The organism is Paenibacillus terrae HPL-003, from assembly GCF_000235585.1.
GTDB classification, from domain to species: domain Bacteria; phylum Bacillota; class Bacilli; order Paenibacillales; family Paenibacillaceae; genus Paenibacillus; species Paenibacillus terrae_B.
On sequence record NC_016641.1, the window covers coordinates 4591655 to 4615698 of the forward strand.

General features: G+C 44.9%; 14 protein-coding genes. 1 reads left to right on the top strand and 13 read right to left on the bottom strand.

The window, feature by feature from the left end; all coding sequences use genetic code 11:
- Nucleotides 1-36 precede the first annotated feature (36 nt).
- The 7 genes from HPL003_RS20620 to HPL003_RS20645 all read right to left on the bottom strand — a co-directional run bounded on the left by HPL003_RS20620 (nucleotide 37) and on the right by HPL003_RS20645 (nucleotide 10781).
- Complete coding sequence (locus tag HPL003_RS20620) at nucleotides 37-1767, bottom strand: sensor histidine kinase (RefSeq protein ID WP_014281691.1); 1731 nt, start codon at nucleotides 1765-1767, stop codon at nucleotides 37-39.
- Nucleotides 1768-1779: 12 nt separating this feature from the next.
- On the bottom strand, nucleotides 1780-1956 hold the full coding sequence (locus HPL003_RS27850; RefSeq protein ID WP_158308742.1) for a helix-turn-helix domain-containing protein: 177 nt from the start codon (nucleotides 1954-1956) through the stop codon (nucleotides 1780-1782).
- Entirely contained in the window at nucleotides 1943-3334 is a 1392-nt protein-coding gene (locus HPL003_RS20625) for a response regulator (protein WP_052310824.1), read from the bottom strand. The genes HPL003_RS27850 and HPL003_RS20625 overlap by 14 nt, the downstream gene beginning before the upstream one ends.
- Before the next feature lie 226 nt (nucleotides 3335-3560).
- Entirely contained in the window at nucleotides 3561-4442 is an 882-nt protein-coding gene (locus HPL003_RS20630) for a family 43 glycosylhydrolase (RefSeq protein WP_337998903.1), read from the bottom strand.
- Between the two features lie 184 nt (nucleotides 4443-4626).
- A complete protein-coding gene (locus HPL003_RS20635; protein ID WP_014281695.1) occupies nucleotides 4627-7431 on the bottom strand; it encodes a glycosyl hydrolase 115 family protein in 2805 nt (934 codons plus the stop codon).
- A gap of 882 nt (nucleotides 7432-8313) precedes the next feature.
- Entirely contained in the window at nucleotides 8314-8505 is a 192-nt protein-coding gene (locus tag HPL003_RS30600; protein WP_420795089.1) for a hypothetical protein, read from the bottom strand.
- A 173-nt stretch (nucleotides 8506-8678) separates the two neighbouring features.
- Nucleotides 8679-10781, bottom strand: a complete 2103-nt coding sequence (locus HPL003_RS20645; protein ID WP_148267412.1) for a starch-binding protein — start codon at nucleotides 10779-10781, stop codon at nucleotides 8679-8681.
- 468 nt (nucleotides 10782-11249) lie between these two features.
- Between HPL003_RS20645 and HPL003_RS20655 the strand changes: the two genes are divergently transcribed.
- A complete protein-coding gene (locus HPL003_RS20655) occupies nucleotides 11250-14096 on the top strand; it encodes an alpha-amylase family glycosyl hydrolase (protein ID WP_014281697.1) in 2847 nt (948 codons plus the stop codon).
- A gap of 532 nt (nucleotides 14097-14628) precedes the next feature.
- On the opposite strand, the gene HPL003_RS20660 is transcribed toward HPL003_RS20655, so the two are convergent.
- The 6 genes from HPL003_RS20660 to HPL003_RS20685 form a co-directional block, all read right to left on the bottom strand.
- A complete protein-coding gene (locus HPL003_RS20660) occupies nucleotides 14629-17739 on the bottom strand; it encodes an efflux RND transporter permease subunit (protein WP_014281698.1) in 3111 nt (1036 codons plus the stop codon).
- Nucleotides 17736-19145 carry an efflux RND transporter periplasmic adaptor subunit gene (locus HPL003_RS20665; RefSeq protein ID WP_043922473.1) on the bottom strand — a complete coding sequence of 470 codons (1410 nt, stop codon included), beginning with the start codon at nucleotides 19143-19145 and terminating at the stop codon, nucleotides 17736-17738. The genes HPL003_RS20660 and HPL003_RS20665 overlap by 4 nt, the downstream gene beginning before the upstream one ends.
- A gap of 167 nt (nucleotides 19146-19312) precedes the next feature.
- Nucleotides 19313-19963 (bottom strand): response regulator, encoded by a 651-nt coding sequence (locus HPL003_RS20670; RefSeq protein WP_014281700.1) that lies wholly within the window; start codon nucleotides 19961-19963, stop codon nucleotides 19313-19315.
- Nucleotide 19964: 1 nt separating this feature from the next.
- Nucleotides 19965-21188 carry a sensor histidine kinase gene (locus HPL003_RS20675; protein WP_014281701.1) on the bottom strand — a complete coding sequence of 408 codons (1224 nt, stop codon included), beginning with the start codon at nucleotides 21186-21188 and terminating at the stop codon, nucleotides 19965-19967.
- Between the two features lie 188 nt (nucleotides 21189-21376).
- Entirely contained in the window at nucleotides 21377-22468 is a 1092-nt protein-coding gene (locus tag HPL003_RS20680; RefSeq protein WP_014281702.1) for an AI-2E family transporter, read from the bottom strand.
- Nucleotides 22469-22745: 277 nt separating this feature from the next.
- The gene (locus HPL003_RS20685) at nucleotides 22746-23966 is read right to left on the bottom strand and encodes an IS256 family transposase (protein WP_014281704.1); all 1221 of its coding nucleotides are present in this window, start codon (nucleotides 23964-23966) and stop codon (nucleotides 22746-22748) included.
- Between the last annotated feature and the right edge of the window lie 78 nt (nucleotides 23967-24044).

The following is a 24044-nucleotide window of genomic DNA, read 5'->3' on the forward strand; positions in this document are numbered from 1 at the left end:
ACAAACCCTACCTCATACTTTGAAAACCATATCCAGTCAACCTGATTCAGGCTTCTCTTCCAGTAAAGGAAGCGAGATTTCAATATTTGTTCCCTGCCCATTATGGGCGTCCATTGAAAAAGCAAAACATTCCTGATAACAAAGCTTCAGACGGTAGTACGCATTTTTCATACCGACCCGCTCACCAATGTCTTCGTTCTCCTCCAGATACCGGAGTAGTTCATCCAGCTTGTCCGGGGGCATGCCTATCCCGTTATCCTCCAGCCTGAAGTTCAGCCTATCCTCCTGGACATTGGCATAGATCGTGATGATCCCCTTATCCGGAGTAGATTCGATACCATGGATGCTGGCATTCTCCACAAACGGCAGCAGAACCATCTTGGGAATCCGGTGCTCAAGTACTGCAGAGTCCACTACGATGCTGTATTCCAGCTTGTTTCCGAAGCGGTATTGCTGAATCTCCAGAAAGCTTTCAATTAACTCCAGCTCCTCGCGTACCGTAACGTAGTTCTGGCTCCAGGAGATTGGCTTGCGGAACATCTTCGCCATATGCTGAATAATTTTTGCAGTCTCTTTTTCCCCTTTGATGATGCTTCGCATGCGAACGGATTCCAGAGAATTGAACAGAAAGTGGGGGTTGATCTGGCTGTGCAGGGCGTGGAGCTGCGCCTGCTGCTGCTTTAGCTCCAGATCCTTTTTCTGGATGTCGGCAATATAGACTTCATTAATCAGACTGTGAATCGTCTCCGTCATCCGGTTGAACTCGATTGTCAGCTGCCCGATTTCATCTCTCGCCTCTTCATGGGGAATGGTCTGGAAGTTTTGGGCCTTCACCTTTTTCATATGCTTAAGAATTCGCACCAGCCGCACGTGAATGGACCTTGACAAGGCGGCTATGATGATGGAAGGCAGTACAAAATTGATGCACGCGAGCCAAATGACAAAGGACCGTGACTTGCGGACCTCTTCCAGAACGCTTTCCTCGTCCATGACACCCAGCAGTGTCCATCCCTCCAGATAATTGATTCCTGAATACGGGGCTTTGAACGTTAATGCGTTCTTCGGAAGCATAATTTCCTTTAAGGGAGTCGCAGCGATTGTCAGCGCCTCGTCATTTCCGAACCGCACTCTTCCTTGGGGGTCTACTAAATAAACTCGCCCATTGAACGCGCTGCCAAAGAAGGCTTGGTGAATTTTTTCCATGTTAAGGTCAATTTTAACAAGCTGCTCGATTTCGCTGGTGTGGTAGTTATTTAAACTCTGAATCAAACTGAACTTCTGGTCAGAATAGATAAATGTTGGATAGGAAGAAGAGGAAGATTGGGACTGAGTATACCAGCCGGATTGGCGAACCTCATCGGTTAACCGGTCAATATAGCTGGAGCTCAACACAGTGGGGTTATCCGTATACACCTGGTACCAGTGGACTCCCTGCACATTTTGATCAGCAAACGCTCCCCTCAAGTAGGAATTAAAAGTCTCCACGTAATCCATCTCGCTGATAAACTTGCGGGTAATCGTTTTGTTAAAAATAGAATCGGCATACAGGGAGTAAGAAACGCCTACCCCTTGATCAATGGTTACCCGCAGGTCTTTTTTCAGATTGTTCAGTGCCATGTCCGCGTCGCGGATTTTTTGATTTCGTATATTGGCGGTAGTCTCGTTGTAGAACACGACATTGGTAAGCACAATGGGAATCAATACCGACAGAATGTACATCAGCAGCAGCTTGTCGCGCAGCTTCATATAATTCAGGAATTTCTTCATAGGAATGCCCCGTTATTCCTTTTCAATCAGAATGTTCCGGTATTCCGTCGGCGATACCTGTTCCAGCTTTTCGAACTGGGTCACGAAATAATCAGCATTCTGAAAACCAATTCTTCCTGCGATCTCATAAATTCTGAGATCGCTCTGCCGAAGCAGCTTTTTGGCCTCAAGTACCCTAAGCTCCAGCATAATCGTTGAAATAGACGCCGTAGGTTTTGCGGAACAGCCGCCCCAGATATACCGCATTCATATAGAACTCGGCCGCAATGCTCTTAAGGCTGATATTCTCGCGGTAATGGGTATCGATGTATCGCTTGATGGGCTTGATCCTGCCCAGGCAATGCTCTTTGCGGAGCCGCATAATATATTCCTCCGCCTCCTGGATAGCCAGCATGAAATGCTCCTGCAGCATCTGCAGACTACAATGCCCGTGTCCTCGTTCGGCTAACTCCTTTAGCTGCAGGATCCCCTCATCGCTGCCATCCATTTCCTTAATTACGCCAATGATTCCCGTCATGCATCGGGAGAGGGAACCACTTACGGCTTCGGGGGTGAAACGCTGCTCACGGAATAACCGGAACATGCTGTTCACGGTTTGCTGGTAGTCGGTCCTGCTCGCCTCTTCCAGTTGCATGATCAGCTTGCTTGCGAGAACAGGACTCATATCGAATACATACAGAGGCTTATCTTTGATTCGCGAATACATAATAACGCCTTCGTTCTCGGCATATTTGTGCCTGGCCGCTTCGTTAGCCTCCGAATAAGAACGGTGAACATGGACCAGAGTGTCAACGGGGTCCCCTGCATAGAGACTAACCCGAGTATTCAACCGTTCCGAAAGGGCTGCTCGAAGCCGCTCCAAATGATGCGTAAGACCACCATGCCCGCCCTCCCTCCGGTCAAAGCGGAGCAGCATTCCGAATTTCCCCGGCTGCTGCTCAAGCACGGGAATGTCGGCACCTCCCTCTTCGAGGGAATGAAGTGCATCCTGGAATTGCTTCATAGTGGCTTGCTTGTCTCGCGGACCCTTATGAATTTCGGTCAAGGCGTATAAGAAGCCGTCTCCATCTTCCAGCCCTAGTGCTGCCGCAATGGATTCAGCATCCTCCTTCGGGAGATCCTCCTGCACCAGCACCTCTATGATGGTACTGGTTGTGTGAACATCATTAGTCATGGTTGCGATTCTTTTCCTGCCGATGGTATAGGACAGCTTCCGCAGAGTAACAGTCATTTCCTCTTCATCTATGGGCTTCAGAATATAGTCGTGAACCCCATAGCGCAGTGCCTGCTGAGCGTACTTGAAGTTGTCGAAGCCGCTGATAATGATGAATATCAGATCTAACCCAGTATGTTCTTTCACGCTGCGGATCAGATCGAGCCCGTCCAGAATAGGCATTCGGATATCGGTAATCACCAAATCCGGCTCCAGCTGTTTGATCATGTCCAGTGCTTCCACGCCATTGTTTGCCTCTCCCACTATGCTGAATTTGAGTAGCTCCCAATGGATTAATTCCAGCAGCCCTTTACGAACAAATACCTCATCGTCCACCAACAATACTTTGAACATAATTTGATCTCCTTTCATAAAAAAATATTCCGCCGGTGGTTCCCCGCCGGCGGAACTTGATTAGTTCCTCTCATGAAATAAGTTCAGAGTCTAAATTTATATAAATTTCCACTCAAGAAGAATAATCTCTTGCTCACTGAACGCACCCGTAAACACGAAGTAGATATCATGGATACCTTGAGCGCCTGAAACCTCAGTCTCTAACTGCACCTGCAGACCAAGTGCACTAGGGGCAGAGAGTAATAATTGTCCGATAAGCATTCCATCCGGGGAATCCAAGCGGAGTTCCAGCATTACCTCTCCCCCCGCCTGCAACTACTGCAGTAAAGGCCGCCGCTCCTTCACGGCCAAAGTCGGCACCGGAGATCGCAAGCCAGCTGCCGCTCTCCTTAACTGCTAGCACAATATCCGCATCCGGTAAGGCCGTACGTTCCGTGCTCACTCCTGCACTCCACGCTATTGTCGATGCCTTAGTACTGATATACGGATTGAACAACTTGACCTGCCCGACACCTGTATAATCCGTCGTTACATCCTGAATGGTCCCGTTTGCTTCATCAAAGAAGATACGGTTGATATGCGTGGACCGATAGCCATCCGGGACTTCCAAGGCCTGGGATAAGGTCTGGGCATGATAAGCGATATACCAGGCTTCATGAAACTTAAATATCGCATGATGGTTATTGCCGCTGACCCCGAAGAAATGCCCCGGATTCTTGAGCATTGTTCCCCGGTACGTCCAAGGGCCCATTGGTTTATCACTGGTCATATAAGCTATTTCTCCGGACGGCGGCCCCCCTTCCGCGCGGATGCCCTCATAAAAATTCGAGCAATACGTGTAGTAGTAGGTGCCCTTATATTTGTGGATGCCCGCATCCTCGAACATATATGGAGCAGGGATAGTCACAGCTTCGCCCACAACACTGGTCATGCCTTCTCCGAGCTCCATGACCCGCGCGGTATCTGGCCACTCATATCTGCCATCCGGAACTCCGCCTCCAAAATAGATATATGCCTTGCCATCCTCATCTGCCAGCACTGCTGGATCGAAGAGCCATGTCACAGACTCTACACCTGGAGTCGCTCTTGTAATCAGTTCTTTTCCGATGGGATCCTCCCAAAGTCCCGTCGGCTGTCAGCGGACAAAACACCGATCGGCTGTCTTGAGTTTCACCGGACTCGCAGCCGGAGTTAAGCTCTCCGTTTCTGCGCCTCTCTTCACATAATAGCTTTCCGCCGGCCCAAGATAGGACTTAGGCAGTTGACTGTCGTGCGGATACAGCACAATTCTCTCAAGCACCAGTTGAAGGACTTACCGCATAGATTCTCAGAACATTCAAGCCGCGTCTGCAGGGAAGTTCGCCGCGATGAATACGGATGTTGTCCTTTACCGCATTGACCCATTCTGTACAGCTGGTATCCAGAGAACGAAACCGGTCGCTCACCGCGTTCTCCAAGTGGACTTCCCCGTTGTTCATCTGCACGCCCAAATACAGCTTGTGATCCGTATAGGCAGTATTGGAAGGCGCAAGATAGTACTCTGCCCAGTAGAGTCCTTCCTGTTCCGCGACGAACCGGAATTCCAAATAGGGTCTGTCTTCTGCTAGGGTAAAATCATGGAGGGGAGGCAGCACTTTCATCCCCGATACGGTGCGTCCGTATTGTTCAAGCTTCGTAAACGCGAAACCCTCCACATTATGTTTGTAAACAAAATGCTCCGCTTCCATCGCTATATAGCCATCACGCTCAAGGAACGTCAGGGGTTCAAGCCCTGCAATATCCGCCTGCTCTCCCCAGATGTTGAGCTGGACCCTGCTATCTGGTGCTTCAATGTAAACCTCGCCTCTCTCTCTATCCTGGAGCAGGCTGCGGTTAATGGTTATAGTGAGAACATCCTTGCGTGTAACCAGGCCTTCCGTTTTGGAAAAGGAGAGCCACGGGCAATCTGTTGTGATCTTGTATGCGATCGGCATACGACTTCCACAGGCAATGTCAATATTCACTTCATTCACATCCGGACGCAAGAAATCATTGACATCCAGAGGTCTACCTGTCCAATGATACCCTTCGGTAAAGGTGGAGGAATCTGACTTGGAGACAATGATCCGGGGCTTGTTGGCCGGTTCGATCTTGATCATCAGCGGATAGCGGTTACCCTCCTCATTCCAATGGACGAAGCCGACATGCTCGGAAAGCCCCATGCCGTACCATTTGCCATTGTTAATCCAATGTAGCTCATCCATTAACCCTCTGTCTTTCTGAATACATCTGGAAATTTCATCCGCCAGGTCATTCGCCTCTACACGGTTTTGGCGTGCATAAAATTCATTTCGTCCCGCAATAATCTGCATCCGCTGCAGATTCATCGACGCGATTGCTGGAAAATAGACAAGTTCATAATAAGCAGGCAGCGCCCAGTCCGGGCATTTCTCTCTCAGCTCTTCAGCGAGCCTTGTAATATGCTCCGCTTGCTTCAGCAGATTCTCCGCCTCACCATAATGCACAGGGTGATAGATTTCCGAGTTCATAACCTCCGGTTTGCGATTATGATTAATCCGGGTATACCCATCGAGGATCTCCTGTACACTCTTCCTGTCTTCGTCATCAAAAGCACCGCCGAACTGCTGCTCTATCCATTGCTGCATGAACTTCCCAGTCTTGTTCGGCTGTGAGGAACCCCAGGTTTCCATGTCAAAGGCGAGCTCGAAGAAATAAGACATTGGAGATTCCAGAAAACAGATGTCGCCAATATTGACGACCCAGATCTCCCGGATGCCATAATCATAAGCCATCGTCAGCTGCTCCCACACCTTCGGCAGATAATTGGTATTCATCCAGTCGTAGGCGTAAGCCCCTCCATGGAAATCAAAATGATAATACAGCCCGTATCCGCCATTGTGTCCCCGCATCTCTTCAGTCGGAACGCTGCGAAGATTCCCAAAATTATCATCGCTGAGCATGAGGGTTACGCCGTCTAATTCTGGATCGCCCATCAGACCTGGTGTTTCTTCATCTCCATAATAGAAGGCTTCCACTTCCGTGAACAGCACAAGGTCACGCGGCAACTGCGCCAGATCTTCGCATACATTTTTGCGGATCAACTTGTTTTGTTCACGAATCACATCCCGCAGCAGGTTGATGTTATCCGCCAGCGTCGCCGATTCCCCAAGTATCGTTGTATCCTGCTCACCGCGCATGCCAAGGGTAATCACATTTTCGAAGCCGCCGTTACGCTTCAGACCGTCTTCCCAAAATCGTAAAATCCCCTCCTTGTTCGCACGAAAATCCCATGCATTCCCGTACACGGAATCCTTGCCGCGAACAAGCCCATACTCTTCCCCGTTGCGCATGCAGGGTTCATGATGAGAGGTTCCCATCACAATTCCATATTCATCTGCCAACTCCGCATTCAACAGGTCTGGACCATCGCAGTTGAAGTTGGATCTCCACATCGCCGGCCACAGATAATTGGCCTTCAGCCTCAGAAGCAATTCAAACACATGTTCATACATTTCCGCGTTGACTCCGCCAAAATGATGCGTTGCCCATGTACCAAAGGCTGACCACTCGTCATTGATAAATATCCCCCTGTACTTGACGGAAGGCTCCTTGGATACCCAATTGTTCTTTTCCGTCAAAACCACTCTTTCTTGCTTTACTGGCCTTACATCCGACCAGTCCACCAATGGTGAAACGCCAAGACATTCAGATAGATGGAACAAACCATAGATCGTGCCGCGTTTATCACTCCCTGCAATCACAAGCGCGCTGGACACCTCTGGGAAGGGGGCTTCCACAAGTTGAAACAGGAATACCTCCCGCTTCCCTTCTATTGGAGAGAGGTCAATTTGCCCGCTTTTGCTTAGCTTCTCCAGGACAAGACTGCGTCCCACCGTACCATAAATTACGGAGTAATTCCCTAACGCCGCTACATCCGTAGTGACTTCAGGCATATCATCAAATACAAGGCTAACATCCTTCCGAACTTTATCTGCAATTTTAACTACCCCTGTAAGCGCTTCCTCTTCTTTGTAAAAGACAAGCCCGTTTCCCGCTTCCCATCTGCATGAGGTTCCTTTTTCCACATCTAGCAGCATCCCAATCCTCCTGTTTTCCATGATTTTTTTGCGTTTACTGTATTATAGTAAGTATCCGCGAGAGAATCCTTGTAGGTTATCGGTAATATATTGCGTGAATTCTGATATTTTTAGAGCAGCTTTTGGGAATTAACCAGCTGGTTCGAGACTCCAAATGTGTGCAACCAAAAAGGTCTCGTCTGTGAACCCCACTTATGGAAGATGCAAATTTAAGCCAAGACAAGTTTATTCAAAATGATGTCATTTATGGAGTTTACCCGAGCTTACTGGGCTGAAACATTGATACTGTCCACAGTCGGTCCTTCCGTACCTGTAGTAACCAATTTTACAGTATTGGTTCCGGTATTCATGGATACCTGGGTCGTATTTTCGCCTCCGGTCACCAGCTACCGGTTGCTGAAAAGGCAGTATTGTTGAAGACTTTGGTCCCGTTCATATATACATCCAGATTTATTGTCCCTGCATCCAATGCATAGTTTAATTTCACATTTTTAGTCCCTGCAGCAGCACAGTAGACTCTGTTTCACTGAATCCCTGGATTTTTTCAACGTATTTGTTGCTGAGGCGATTAAGAGTATCGCCGACAAAATTTATCTGGTTAACAAAAATGAAGAAAGAAACATATGAAATTCGCCGTACACAAGAACGTAAAATCCAGTTGTACGACACATTTCATTTAATTGCAAGCTAATTCACTACTGTATAATGATAAAGATTAAAAAGTTGCAGTCTTGATAGGAAATTCTTCGAGAGTAATAAGAAAAACTCTATATAATTTCTTCAACGGGGGCTTTAATTGATGATCCCTTCTTAGATTTAAGTGATCGCTTACTAAGATCGGTCTTCAAGAATAGGGCACTTTTCAGAAGTAACGAAAAAAGCCTAATTTCTCAATTTAATGCTGAGAAATTGGGCTTGTAGAGTGACAATAAAGGTATTTAATTTACAAACATTGGCTTGGCTACAGCCGAAGATGGTGTGGGAATACAAGCTGCTCCCGTCGCTTTGCATCGGAACTCCCAGCCAGGCCGCATTTTCTTTCTTGGGAGTCAACATCTCGTCGTAATAATAAATGTTGGGGGCACCCTAATCCGCCGACTTGTATTTTTGCCTGTGCTTTGGCGAAAGTATATCTATTGGTCGTTTTCCCTATAGCGCTGCTTGCTGTCACTTCCAGCGTATTGCAGGTACCGGGCGGATCGCCCGCGCCTATCGTCAGTTTACGGCCGGAGGAAAAAGACCGCCGTTCAGTCTGTAAGTACCACTGTCGGCATCGCTGTATTGAGCGTGATCTCCAGACTATCCCCGTGGAATGCTCCTTCCGGTTTATCGATCGTAACCGTCGGTTTTGTCTCTTGGGGATTTTGCGAAGTAAACTGCCCTTCCTTGATCCATTTCTCGCCACTTACAGCATATCCAGGCATTTGCGATCCGGGCACCTGATTTCCGTTTGAGTTGAATATGATCTTCGCCTGTGTCCAGCCTGGGGCCCTATATACATACCAGCCGTTACCCTCATCCTGCATGGCCACACCCGGCCAAGCTGAGCCTTCCCTGAGCGGAGTCACGGAATCATCGTAGTAGTAGATGTTCGGTGCTCCCCAGCCAGAAGGCTTGTAGAAATGAACGGTTATACCCGAGCTCGGTTCCTCCTTCGTATACCTAAAAGTCTTCTCTGTTTGACCGGACAAATTCGCGGCGACAATCTTCAGAACAAACGTTGATCCGATTGGAGTCCCAGCGCCAATGCTGACCATATCCCCTGATTTGAACGGAATTGCCGGCCCCCCGTTCAAAGTGTAGGTTGCCGAGTTTGCATTGGAATAGTTTATTCTCACGTTAACAGAATCTGTATAGAAAGGGCCTTCTCCGGGATCGACGGATACTGTCGGAGTTTGCTGCGCCACATTATACAGTACGGCGATCTTGCCTCCGTCCAGATGACCAGTAATTCTGCCGTTCGATACCGTAAACGATCCACCGCCGCTGGCCTTGTTCTGGTAAACGCCCTCCTCCAGTCTGGTAGGGGAGTTGATTTGAGCATTGCCTCCAAGATTTACAATCGTCATACCTTTGGTTCCGCGTTCAACCTGCATAATTTGATTCCCTTGAGTCCTAAGGTATTCGTCTTGACCTACCATGGCATTGTGAAACTTGTTAACGGCAACAATGTCCGGGTCCTTCCAAAGCGTATTCCCCGCGTCGCCGAGTCGGTTCGCAAATTTTCCACTTCCTGCAGGTCTGTTGAAGAATAGAGAGGTCGTCTCCGCCCGGGAGGCGATAATTGCCCAGCCCATTTTGATCTGCCAATCGTTCAACCCCGTCGATTCGCTGTTGTCGTTTGCATAAGTGTCATGCGATTCCACCCAGGTAACCAATTTGGAAGGGCTTACATTATTAGCGTTAAAAAATTTGGCCGCATCAACATTGATACCACCGTGATAGCCAACAGCGCTTCTGACACTGTCCCCGTAGCTGGAGGCGCTCAAACTGAGATAATTGGCATAGCCGGCAAAATTGTCAGCTCCGCCTTGAAGCACTTCCCCGTAATTAAACAGTTTGTCTTTATTGTTCAACGAGCCCAGTACCCGGGGCCAGAAGTTGGAGCCCCCCGGATCGTTAGGCAGCTCAATATGCTTAGCGGCGTCGAATCTGAAGCCGTCGGCGCCCAAGGAAATGGCGTCATTCAGGAAGCCGATAATAATATCTTGCAATTCCTGATTAGACGTGTTGAGATCGGGCAGACCAATTCCCCACTGCGTGACTTGCCAACGGTCATTCCAGTTTTCCACGCCTCTGGCCTCATGCCAGAAATAGCGGTTATTCTTGATCACCGGATCAACATTATGCGCCGGCTGATACTGCTGATTTCCACCGCCCGCGTTCCCCGTATGATTGGCGACAACATCAACGATAACACTTATGCCGTATTTGTGCGCTTCCTGACAAAGCTGTCTGAAATCCTCCCTGCTTCCCAATTGAGAGTTGCCGATATTAAAGTTGATAGGCTGGTACAAAATCCACCACTTGCTGCCTTCTGTCAACCCTTCCTTGTTGGCTTGGATTGGTGAAGTTTGCACCGCTTTAAATCCCGCCTGAGCCAGTTCAGGAAGGTTCCTGGTGATGTTGGCAAAAGACCAGTTCCACGCATGAAAAATAAGACCATCCTTCGTCCTTTCCGGAAGTTCGTAGTTTGTGGCAGCTATTAGCTTCGAGTCTGAACCGCCTAACTGCTGAACATCAGCATTCGCCTGTGCTTCGGGAGTAAAACCAATCGTTTGTAACAACAATACGACAAAGAGAACAATACTCCAGGTACGTCTCATAACGGGGCTTGTCTTCCTCCTCATGCTAAACACTCCTTTTTAATTTTATTTTACAACCAACCTCTCTTGAGAGATTAGGAGTAAATAAAAGAAGGCAAAACAATATGTATTCGCTTTCATATAATGCAATCGTTTGCATTTAATGACATGATTTCATTTATTCAACCATTTGTCAACACTTATATTAAAGGTGAATTTCAAACGGAAATCAGTAAAGCTATCTTAGGTTTGAAAAGTGTCCTTAGCAATACATTGACCAGTAAAAGTATGGATGATATAATCACAAAAGGAAAAAATCATTGGTATAGAGCCTGTATAAATGGGCTTTTTTAAGTGTTTTTTTGTAAGCGCGTACAATGATTATTTTCCATAAATACTACGGAGGAGGCGATCAATGAATCCATTTTATCAAAATAAATGCCTTTCTTTTTTTGTTTTAAATGCAACCGATTGCACGATCTATCTCACTAAAATTATCAGGAGGTTGTTAACTTGCTAAGAAAAAAAACGGGGAGTTTTATTTCTTGGTTGATTATTGTATCGCTTTGCTTCAACTTCTTCGGTTTACCCGGTGTAGCTTCGAGCAACAACAATTATAAGGCCACCTACACGAATTCCACAGCGACTGCTCTTCCATCGACCACCGCTTCGATCATGTCTACCGTTACCGCAACATATGCACCTACCACAACACTTCATTCAACTCAAACTGGGTTAACGGTTCACTTTAAGAAACCTTCAAGCTGGAATTCAGCGATTCGAATCCATTACTGGAATCTGAATCCGGCAACTGTTCCAATTAGCGGGGCGTGGCCGGGAATTCTGATGAAGTCGGATGGAAACGACTGGTACAGTTACACCATTGCCGGGGCTATGGGCTCAAGTCTCATCTTTAATGACGGCAGCGGCAAACAGACGGCCGACTTGTCCCGCAGTGTGAAAGAGGGCTGGTATTACACAGATAACACATGGTATGATGCCAACCCGGAAATGCCTAAAATTCCAGTGATTTCTGCCTCTCCTGTACCCAAAACATACGATTCGTCCCAAACGGTGACGCTGTCCAGCACCAACAGTGACGATAAGATTTACTATACGCTAGACGGTTCGACACCTACGACATCCTCGACCTTGTATACCTCTCCAATTCAAGTTGCGTCCTCTTTGACCATTAATGCTTTGGGTGTCAACTCAATTGGTCAAACTGGAAATGCATCCTCTTTCGCTTATGTGATTGACCTGAATGCAGATCTACAAGCTCCCACAATCACAGCGAATTTACCTGCCGGGCATTCCGATTCCTCGGTGACTGTATCCTTCACTATCAAAGATAACAAGGCGGCAACGACCAAGGCATACTATACGGAAGATGGTACGGAACCAACCATAAATTCAAAAGTTTATGTCCTTGGCAATGCTCTGGCCGGATTGACCGGGCCGTCCATCCTTATCTCCAAGACCACGACATTAAAATTTCTCGTTATAGATGGTGCTGGAAATCAAACCAAACAGAGTTTTGTTTATAATATTGGAAATAATAGTGACTTTCGGGAAGACACTATTTACTTCGTGATCACTTCCCGGTTCTATGATGGTGATCCAAGCAACAATGTGCATGCATGGGATGATGCCAAGGCGCGTAATCCGGATTCGGACCCGGCTTGGAGAGGAGACTTTAAGGGGCTGATTCAAAAGCTCGACTATATCAAAGCCCTCGGGTTTAGCGCCATCTGGATTACACCTGTTGTGCAGAATGCCAGCGGTTATGATTATCATGGTTACCATGCAATAAATTTTTCCAAAGTAGACCCTAGATATGAGTCGGCAGGAGCTTCTTATCAGGATTTGATCAATGCGGCCCATGCCAAAGGGCTGAAGGTTATTCAGGACATCGTCGTCAATCATACCGGTAATTTTGGTGAAGAGAATCTGTACCCCATGTTTAAGAAAGATCCGGCTAAACCGGATACTGCTAACAACTTGGTGAAAACAACAGATAAGCTACCGTCAAACTATGATACTTTGACGCCTAATCAGCAATATCAGGCAAGGCTCGATTTAATGAAGAACGAGGGAACGAACAATAACATTTACCATACAGAGAAAAGTCTTTCCTGGGAATCCTATACGGTTCAAACCGGACAGATAGCGGGAGATTGTGTGGACCTGAACACAGAAAATCCTGCAGTTAACAAATATTTAATTGATACCTACAATCACTATATTGACATGGGTGTGGACGCTTTCCGTGTCGATACAGTGAAGCATGTGAGCCGGTATATTTTCAATAAATACTATATTCCTGCCTGGAAGACAAGAGGCGGCTCGGATTTCTATATTTTTGGAGAAGTAGCCACCCGGTACAGAGATGTCTGGAACAGTGGAATTCCAGCGATCTCGACGCCATTCTATACTTGGAAAAGCTCAAAATCGTATCCAGGCGATAAAAAGAATGACTATGCTTCCAATAAAGCGTCAGTTGAACAAGAGTGGGCGGACAATTCTACTACAGCAGGACAGCCAACCTCGAACAATGCTCTCTTAAACGGAAATACCTATCACACGCCTGACTATTCGATGAAATCGGGCATGGATGTGATTGATTTTCCAATGCATTGGGCATTCAAGACCGCACATGAAGCATTCAATATGAGAAGTGGCGACCAATACTATAATGATGCTACGTGGAATGTAACCTATGTCGACTCACATGACTATGCGCCTGACCAGGCTCCAGAAAATCAAAGATTCGCGGGTACACAGGATACTTGGGCTGAGAATCTCGATCTGATGTTCACCTTCCGCGGAATACCCGCTATTTTCTATGGTTCCGAAATTGAATTTCAAAAGGGGGCAGTCATTGATCCGGGTCCAAACGCACCACTAAGCAAAACGGGACGGGCTTATTACGGCGATCATATAGAAGGCAATGTTACGGTACAAGATTACGGCAAATACACAAATGCTACCGGAACACTTGCGGAATCGCTCAACCATCCTCTGGCGAAACATATCAGACAGCTTAATTTACTCAGAAGAGCTGTTCCCGCCTTACAAAAAGGTCAGTATTCCACAGAGAATGTGTCGGGCGATCTGGCGTTTAAGAGAAGATATACCGACGCTGACAAAGGCATTGACAGCTTTGCATTGGTCACGATTTCCGGAAACGCTACGTTTACTGGCATTCCCAACGGAACCTATGTGGATGCGGTGACCGGTGATTCCAAAACTGTTACTGATGGCAAGATTACCCTGACATGCTCCGGCAAAGGAAATGCAAGGGTTTATGTATTGAATGGCAGAGGCGGAATTGGAGAAACGGGAACCTATCTGAAGTAAACGGCAGTATGTTTTAGTTAACTGAAACAACCTCAGTTCGGTATTCCACCGTGCTAAGGTTGTTTCCAATTAAAAAGTATATCCAAGAGAGAGTCAGGATATTGCTCTGGACTAAATTTTTAATAACAAAATGCACCAACGACAGCTTCTATGTGCGTACATTCCTCCGTTAATAGTTAACAATTAATCAAGAAGACATGCCTACTACTTTACAGACTTTTTTTGTACATATACCTATATTATATGGCTTTAGGTCACTTGTTTCAGCTTTGTTCTGTAAGTAATCAAATAAGGATTTTAGTGAGGATAATTTAAGTTAATGGTTAGCTTGGTATTGCCGAGTTGATACTCCAAAAAAGATAAAAAATTCTCCACTTCACGAATGGTTAGTTTCTCTAAGGTAGTTAAATTAATACTTTTCTTCTTTACTTTTTTTAATTGTATTACACCCGCAAAAGAAAAAAATCGTACATTAGGGCAATAACCTAGTGTACGATTGGGTAGTATTCAACCTATCTATCTTTTGTAACAGCTACAAAGACAATGAGCCATCATTATTCGTTTGCATTTCCTTCGTATGCTTCCGTTTCAACTTCAGTTGCGCTACGACCATATACAGAGTCGGAACTACAAACAACGTTAAAATGGTTGAAAAAATCAGTCCAAATATAATGGTCGCTGCCAATGGTTTGAATAGAATTTCTCCCATCGTAGCAATCGGTATCATCCCGACGATCGCAGTTAGCGAAGTAAGCAGGATCGGACGGAAACGGGCAGAGCATGCCATTAAAATCGCTTCTGTTAATTCGGCACCTTCACGCCGCGCGTCTTCAATAAACTCTATCAATACGATACCATTACGCACCACGATACCGGCAAGGGAAATGATACCCATGATACTCATAAAGCCGATTGGCATACCTGTAATAAAGCTTCCAAGCACTCCTCCTGCTGCTGCCAGGTACACAGTCGTCATAATAATGAGCGGTGTGGAAACCGAGTAAAACTGCATGGTGATCAAGAGCAGAATGAGAAAAACAACAATAACAGCTAATTTGCCCAAATCCTTAAATAAATCGGACTGTGTAGATGTTTCTCCATCCATTTCCCAAGTATACCCTGAATCAAAATGTGTACTTGTAAGCTTGCTGCGGATGTCCTGGGTGAGCTCCGTAGCCGTGCGTCCATTTGCATTGGCTGTAATCGTTACCGTCCGTTCCAAATTATAGCGGTGAATTTGCTGAATAGAAAAGTCCGGTTTCATCGTGGCTAGCTGGGATAACGGAATCTGTTCTCCCCCCGCATTAGTGACACTTAGCTGTTGGAATAACACCTCAGGATCTTGGTTAGGCTTATCCATGTACATATTGATATCCAGCAATTCCTTACCCGTATCAAAATCCGTGACCTTCACTCCGTCACCCATTAGCAACAAAGTGCGGGTTAAGTTGGAATAGTTGACCTGATATTTATCCAGGGCCTGCTGGTTGACTTGAAAATTCAAATTATAGCTTTGCATCCCCATATTATCAGTCACATCTACAGCCCCGGGAGTCCCCGCAACAATTTCTTCTACTGTTGATGTCATGTTTTGCAGCTTTCCAAGGTCTTCTCCTTTGATACGGACAGACACTGCACTGCCGACTGGGATACCTAATTGAGGAACACGAATACTTATTGATGCTGCCGGATATTTAGCTTTCAGCGTATTTGTCCAGCTGTCCACTGTTTTTTTGATATCAAAGACGCCCTCTTTACCAACAACAGTAAGTTGTCCGTGTACCGCTCCCACAGAGCCACTACCAGCTACTATATCGCTGTACATTTGAGGTGCTCCTCCACCTGCCGTAGCTGCCAGATGTTCCGTTTCTGGCTGCTTTTTAACCCAGTTTTCAATCTCGGTTATAACCTGATTGGTTGCCTGCAACGACGTTCCTTCTGGCATCGTTACGTTGATTGTGGCATCCGGTTGATCCGATTCAGGAAACAATTGAATGGGAACAATAGCAAGCAGTCCATAAGCTGCCGTACCAATCATAAGACCAATAAGCGCGGTGAAAAGTGGTCGACGAAGTATTCTCGGCATCCAGTTTTTAGCGTATACATTAGAGAGAGACTGAATTTGATTGCCGAGGAGCCCTGGAGGCTTGGTTGTTTTGCTACGTTCTTTATCCTTATGACGGTTATCGTACCATTGACGGAAAATAGGAATGATCGTAAGCGACATAATCATGGAGGCCAGCATCGTTAACGAAATTACGGTTGGGATCGGTTGAATAAAGTCTCCCATATTACCCGGCAGAAATAAAAGCGGGGCAAATGCTGCAACCGTAGCCAGCGTGGCTGTAATGATCGATAAGGATACTTCTTTCGTTCCTTTGATTGCCGCCTCCGTAGCATCTTCCCCAAATTCAGAGCGTCGGCGCTCAATATTGTCATTGACCACGACGGCATCATCAACCAGTATCCCTAGCACGATGATTAATCCGATAACTGAAATTTGGTTCAGCGTGGTACCCGTCATCGGCAAGAAAATAAAACCGATGGCAATAGAAACAGGGATAGCCAAGGCCACGAATGCTGAAGTCAGCAAGTTTAAACCTAATGTACAAATCACAATAACCGATGCAATAGCAATCATCATCTCTTTGGACAAATTGCCAAAGATTTCACTTACACGATCATTCTGAGCGAAGAGTAGTTCAAAATGTACATCCTTAGGTAAGCTACTCGCAAGTTCGTTGATTTTGGCTGTAGCCGCTTTGGATACCGTTGGTACGTCTGTGCCCTTATCTCCACTCAAACTGATTGAGATAGCAGGCTTGGTATTCACATACGTATAACTCTCTGTTTTTTTAAAAACAAGCGAGGCTGTACCGATATCCTTCAAGGATATCGGGAACCCGTCTTCGTTGCTTGTAATCTGAACGTTATTTAAAACATTCGGATCAGTTGAGGCATTTACCGTCAACTGATACGCACGCTGATTGAAATCCAGACTTCCTGTAGGCACTCGATCGTTTTCATTTTTAATGGCTTGAACGACCTGTTCCCAAGAGATGCCGTATTGCTGCATTTTTTGAGTGTTCAGGCTTATTCGTACTTCTTGTTTGGGAATTCCTTGAATATTCACTTTTGAAATACCTGAGACCGTTTTTAGTTGATCTTTCCATTTGTTCATCAATTCATTTAACGAGTATAGATTCTCAACTTTATCAGAAGTGATTGCGTATGACCCGATGAAGGAACCTGCCATGCTATCATTGATAATGGGCTGCATTGCATCGTCCGGAAGCTCGGACTGTGCATCCTGTACTTTTGTACGAAGATCAGCCCACACTTTCGTCGGATCTGCCTCATCCAATGCTTCTATACTTATACTGGATTGGCCTTTAGAAGAAGTGGAAGAAATGTTTTTGACACCCTCCACTTCTTTGATTTTCTGTTCCAATATCTTCGTAATGGTTTGTTCGATTCTTTCAGGTGAGGCCCCCGGATACACAGTTGTAACACTGGCTGACATAGGAATAACGTCAGGCATCTCCTGTTTAGGTAACGATATAAAGTTGTAAATCCCTAGCAAAATGCACATGCCAAAGAAAATAAGTGTAATTTTCTGTTTTTTAACGATGTATTTAATCATTTGGACGACTCCTTCGATTTCCCAAGTACATCACCATTAAATAAGGTTCCTGCACCTTGCGTAACGATTTGGTCGCCTGCCTGTAGTCCAGAGAGAACTTCGAGCTGATTATTAGTCACTTTCCCCAGTTTAATCGGGGTTTTAACGGCCTTTCCATTTACAGATTTAAAGACATAAGGATCATTTCCCGTACTAATTACGGACTCTACGGGCACTAAAAGCGCTTCGTTTTGATTTATGCTTTTAGCTGCACTAATGACTTGACCCGGTTTCCAATTGAGTTCGGGGTTGGGAATGCTAACTTCCACATTGATGCTTCCTGTTTTGGAGTTAGTCGATGGATAGATCTGAGTAACGGTCCCTGTTCTAATTTCATTATAGAGGGATATATTTACTTTTTGATCTTTCTTCCACGATAAAATTTCACTATCCGGTACAGGCAAGAGCACTTTTAAAGAACTAATATTACCGACAGTAAAAGCCTCACTCCCGCTGGAGCCTAACTGTCCATCAGATACCTTTTTCTCAATCACAACACCAGCTATAGGAGATGTTAATGTGGTTTTCTTGAGCGCCAAAGCCGATTGCTCATAAGCGGCCATTGCATCCTTATAGGTAGCCTGTGCCTGTGCCTTACTGGCTAACCCTTGTTGTCTAGTAGCCTCGGCCGATTCCAACCCTGCCCTGGCCTGATCTACGCCAGCCGAAGCTTGCGAACGCTGTTCCTGAGAAGCCCCTGCAAGTAAAAGGGACAATTGCTCTTGTGAGTCACTTAAACTTTTTTGTGCGTTCGTTAATTCCAACTGCGCATTCTCATTTTCTGTTAATGATACAGCTCCTGCCTGAAATAGACTTTGGCTCCTAGCGGCATCTGCCTTTTTCTTGTTATAAGCATTGGTTGCCGCCGTAACTGCATTTTGCGCCTGTACAATTTCCTGCTTTTTGGCCCCATCGTTCAATTCCTGTAATTTGGATTGGGCTGAATTAATTTGGGATTGTGCGGTACGAATGCTTGCCTGTGCTGATTGAACAGAGGCGTCTGCTTGGCTGATACCCGCTTTGGCCTTCTCCATAGTTGTCTTGGCCCGTTCAAGTTCCAGCTGATAAGTGGATGTATCCAACTGTGCGAGAACTGCCCCTTTCTGTACCTGATCCCCCACTTCAACCGTCGTATTTAAAATACGCCCATTGGCTTCAAAGGAAACCGCGGTTTGATTGCTTGCCTGCAATGTTCCCGCCAAATTAAATTCATTAGCCAAAGGCTGCATCTTTACTTTTTGAATTTGTACCGGCTGGCCAGATTTTGCAGTGGTATCCTCAGAAGCGCTTGAGCAACCGGAAACCACCATAGCGAAGGTTATCCCCGTGACTAGCATTTTAATTCGTGTTCTATTCAACCCTTTCATCCTCCTTGACTAACTTCTAAGCAGTTACCAGCAATTTACGAGATTAACTGGACTCTTTCTCTTTTCATGGTACAACAGTTAATCAAAAAAAAAATCGTACATAAGGGCAAGCACCTCATGTACGTTTGGGCAAATTTACAAACAATATTTATTTTTATACACCAATTTTAAAGATGCAGAATGCCTCGTTCCAAAGACACGACTACTGCTTCGGATCGAGAATCGACACCGAGCTTGTTGTAAATGTTCGTTAAATGTGCTTTCACCGTCCGCTCCGAAATCCCCATGTCTAACGCAATCTCTTTGCTCCTAAGCCCCTGTGCAACAGATTGTAATATGTTCCTTTCTTTCTCGGTCAGGATTGGAGTATCTGCATACTGCTCACTCTTGACCTCTTTCTCACTTGTTTTAGCAAAAACTCTTGCTGTAATTTCCGGCTGAAGAAGTGTCTCTCCCCTTAACGCGGATTCAATCGTCCGAAATAGATTCTCACGGCTGGTATCTTTTAATAAATAGCCTTTCGCCCCCAAGGAGAGTCCCTGAATCATTAAATCATCTTCGTTATAGGTAGTCAGGATAATAACAGGTGTTTCATTTTGCCGCTCTTTTAAAGCCTTCATCGTTTCCAACCCACTCATTTGAGGCATATATAGATCCATTAGGATGACATCCGGCTGAAGTTCCTCAATCAGGGTAAGTGCTGTTGCCCCTTCTTCCGCTTCACCCACAACTTCGTAGCTGTCATTTGTCTCTAGAACAAGCTTTAGCCCTTCTCTAACCACCCAATGATCATCTACGATTAATATTTTAAATTTCATGTTATGTCTCCTTTAGAAGAGGTGCCTCAACTTTAATAGACGTGCCTTCCTGAACTGTGCTGTTAATATGAATCGTTCCGCCCAGCAAACGCGTCCGTTCATGAATGCCTATTAATCCATAATGTCCTGCTTGTTTGGCAATATTATCTGGATTAAAGCCTTTTCCATCGTCACGGACCCCCATAGAAATCATACCTTGATTATCCAAAATATTGATCCATACGTTCTTGGCATGCGAATGCTTGGCTACGTTCGTAAGACATTCGCTTATGATGTGTAGCCCATGCTCAATCAACAGCCTGGATACCGAAGATTTAATCTTGATGTCCACTGCTGTTCGAATGCCGGTAGCCATCGTAAAACGCTGCGCTTCTTCCCGGACTGCATCGGAAAAGTCGACTTCCGAAGCCGATTTTGAACGCAGATTGTCTATAGCACGTCGTGAGTCAGCCAAAGCCTTGCGCGCCTGGGACATGGACTGTTGAACGATTTCATGGGCTCTCTGCGAGCTGCCTTTTGTCAGATGGGCATCTACGGCTTCCAACTGCATAATCAGGCCAGCAAGACCTTGAGCCAGTGTATCATGCAGATCCCGGGCCATGCGTTGCCGCTCATTGGCTAACGTAAGTTCTTCTACTTTCTGATGTGCAAGCTCCAGCTCAGTAAGAAAGTTTTGGATACGAATCCGCGCATTGACTTGTTTGTAGAAAAGAATAGAATATGCAGCTACGATTATAACAATAAGAATGAGCAACCCAATAAACAGCACAGAGTGCTCACCATCGCGATACCATATCATAGCTAGACAAAAAAGAAGATAGAAACCAACAAACACCAACACAACTTTTTTTGTTTGATAATATATACCTATGCTTTGACCAATTAATATTGGGATTAATCCAATTAGCATAATTGGGAAACTGACAGGAAGAAGAAAAGCGCTTAAAAAGATAATTCCTGCTTGAATAATAAAATAAATCCATGAACCGTAATATAGAATTTTTCGAACATGCCAGTACAAAAGTACATGCAGGGCTATTGCCAGAGAGAACAATAGACTTCGAATTGGTAATGGTGTAGTTATATTTTGAATAACGATTCCCTCGATATAGATGAAAATGATCCATAATATAATCGGAACTCTGGATATAGTAAGTCGATCACTATCTCTATCGTAGATCTTTAAGTCTTCATCTTGATCATGTTCATTGGATTCTTTGCCCATAGTCCACCTCTAAAATTTAAATGCTTAGAAAAAACATTATATTTATATTTTATCATTTTGTACCTTTTAAAAAATAAGTAAAAAGCCATTTTACAAAATGATGAAGTTTAATAAACGTACACATGTGCGAGGACGTGTGTACGTTTAGGCAAAAAAATAAATTTTAGTATTCTAATATTCAATATCAATTATAAATGTTCCCATTTTTCTCTGTAAAAAAGCAAGTACACCTTACTAACTATTATTTTAATAATCATATAATAAGGGATAGCCAGCAATATTCCTGTAATTCCTGCTAAATCCCCACCAATCAGTACAAGAATAATCACTGTCAAAGGGTGAACATCAAGTTGCTTACCGAATATATAAGGAGAAATAATATTATCTTGTATTTGCTGGGCTAACAAAATAACAACAAGTGACCATATCGCAACCGAGGGTGACTGAATGAAGCCAATAATAATAATAGGGATTGATGAGAGAATAGCACCAACAAAAGGAATGAAATTCATGATTACCGCAACAACGGTTAATAATAGTGCATATGGCAGTCCAATCAAAAGAAATCCTAAGTACATTAACACACCAAGTGCCAAGTTAATAATTACTCTTCCTACGATAAAGCTGCTGAGTGCGCTATCAATATCATCCAAGACCTCGTTTGCAGCGATTAAAAAGCGCTTAGGAACAAAACTAACCAATTTACGGCCAAATTTCCCCCCTTCCTTTAACATATAAAAAAGGATTAATGGGAACATAAACAATGCGATTGTGACATTGGAAACAAGACCAAACAAACCGGTTACATAATCCGTAACTAATAGGAAACCTTTGTTCAAGTATTCAGTAAGGTGTGTTAGCGGATTAACGTCGCCCGGAAAAATGGCAGAAAGTGCCCCATCCTGTTCTAATTCATGAACCTTTTTACCTAATGAACTAAATAAACTGGGTGCATTATCCACGAGGTTGATCATTTGATTCCGTATGGAAGGCCAAATACCTACCACAAAGAGAGCTAAGATGACTGCAATGGCGATATAAATCAGTATGATTGCAAGCGAGCGGTTTAACTTGTGTCTCTCCAGTAAATCTACCAATGGTCGCAAAAGATAATAGAAAAAAAACGAAAGCATTAATGGAATTAATACCACCCGGACTAAGGACGTTATCGGTACAAATAAAAAATCGACGAGCGTGCACAAATATATAATGATGAGAACAAAAATGATACCTATACACCATTTAAAAAACTTGTTTATTTGTGGAGAGTGATTAGGCATTAAAAATATTCCCTCCTACCTTCGCATTTTTAATGAACCATTTTAACTTCTTCAACTGACCACACCCTTTAACATAATAAAAAGAAAATTGCATGATTACACCCTGCTCATTTACTTTGATTCTTCTATTCATTTTAAATGGAATACTGAAATAAAAAATCGTACATAAGGGCATAAATCTTATGTACGATTGGGCAAATTATTTTAAATTGGGTCTGTCAATAATTTTGTGTAAGCTCTTTTAGGCATAGTTTTCCCCGAGGGGAAAGTTGTGATTTTAACGCAAGTGTTGACCGACCCGATCCGGAAAAAAGACGGAAAATTGGAGGAGCATTTGTCCCCAGTTCTGGACACGTCCTGTCCATTTTCGAGTGACATCGACGGTGGCTAGATAAAGCATTTTAAGCAGAGCTTCATCGGTAGGAAAGATACTTTTCCCCTTTGTCACTTTACGAAGCTGCCGGTGGTAACTCTCGATCATATTCGTCGTGTAGATGAGTTTGCGGATCTCGGGCGGGTACTTGAAAAAGGTAGCGAGCTCCTCCCAATTGGTTCGCCAGGAGCGGATAATGAGGGGATATTTCGTACCCCAGACTTCCTCGAAATGGTCGAGTTCAAGCAAAGCCCCTTCTTCGGTTGCTGCCTTATAAATGGGCTTTAAGTCGGCAGTTACTTTCTTAATATCCTTGTACGAAACGTACCGGGTGGAGCTGCGGATCTGGTGAATGATACACTTTTGGATTTCGGTTTGGGGATAGCAGGCCGCAATCGCCTGAGAAAATCCAGACAGGTTATCTACGCAGATAATGAGTATGTCCTGAACCCCGCGATTCTTGAGTTCATTCAGGACACTCAGCCAGAACTTGGAGGATTCATTCTCGCCAATCCACATGCCTAAGACATCCTTATTTCCGTCCAGATCGATGCCAATGACCATGTAGGCTGCCTTGTTAATAATGGCCCCGTCTTGCTTTACTTTGAAGTGAATGGCATCCAGATAAACAACTGCATAAACGCCTTGCAGAGGCCGACTCTGCCATTCTTTAATGAGAGGCACAATCTTATTCGTGACATTGGAAATGAGCGTAGGAGAGACCTCAATACCGTACATCTGTCCCAAATGATCTTGGATTTCCCTCGTGCTGATCCCTTTGGCATACAGGGCAATAATTTGCTCTTCGATGCCGGTTACGTTCGATTGATGCTTCTTGACAACCAGTGGCTCAAACTCACCCAGGCGATCTCGAGGGATGCTGATTTCCTGTTCGCCGTACTCACTGACTACTGTTTTACGACTCTTTCCGTTGCGGCTGTTCGGGGTAAGCTTGGCCTTTACCTCATGCTTTCCATAGCCCAAATGGGTATCCATTTCGGCTTCCAGCATCTCCTGAATCGTCTCTGCAAATAGGTCTTTTAACGCATTCTGTGCATCCTGTGCAGTGACTAAATTGTTCTCTTTAATGAATTCCCGAAGTTGCTGTTTTGACCAGAGTCCCATAGTGTTCTCCCAACCTTTCTCTTACTTCCATTTTAATGGGTTTGAGAGTTTACACAATATATTTTACAGACTCTTTAA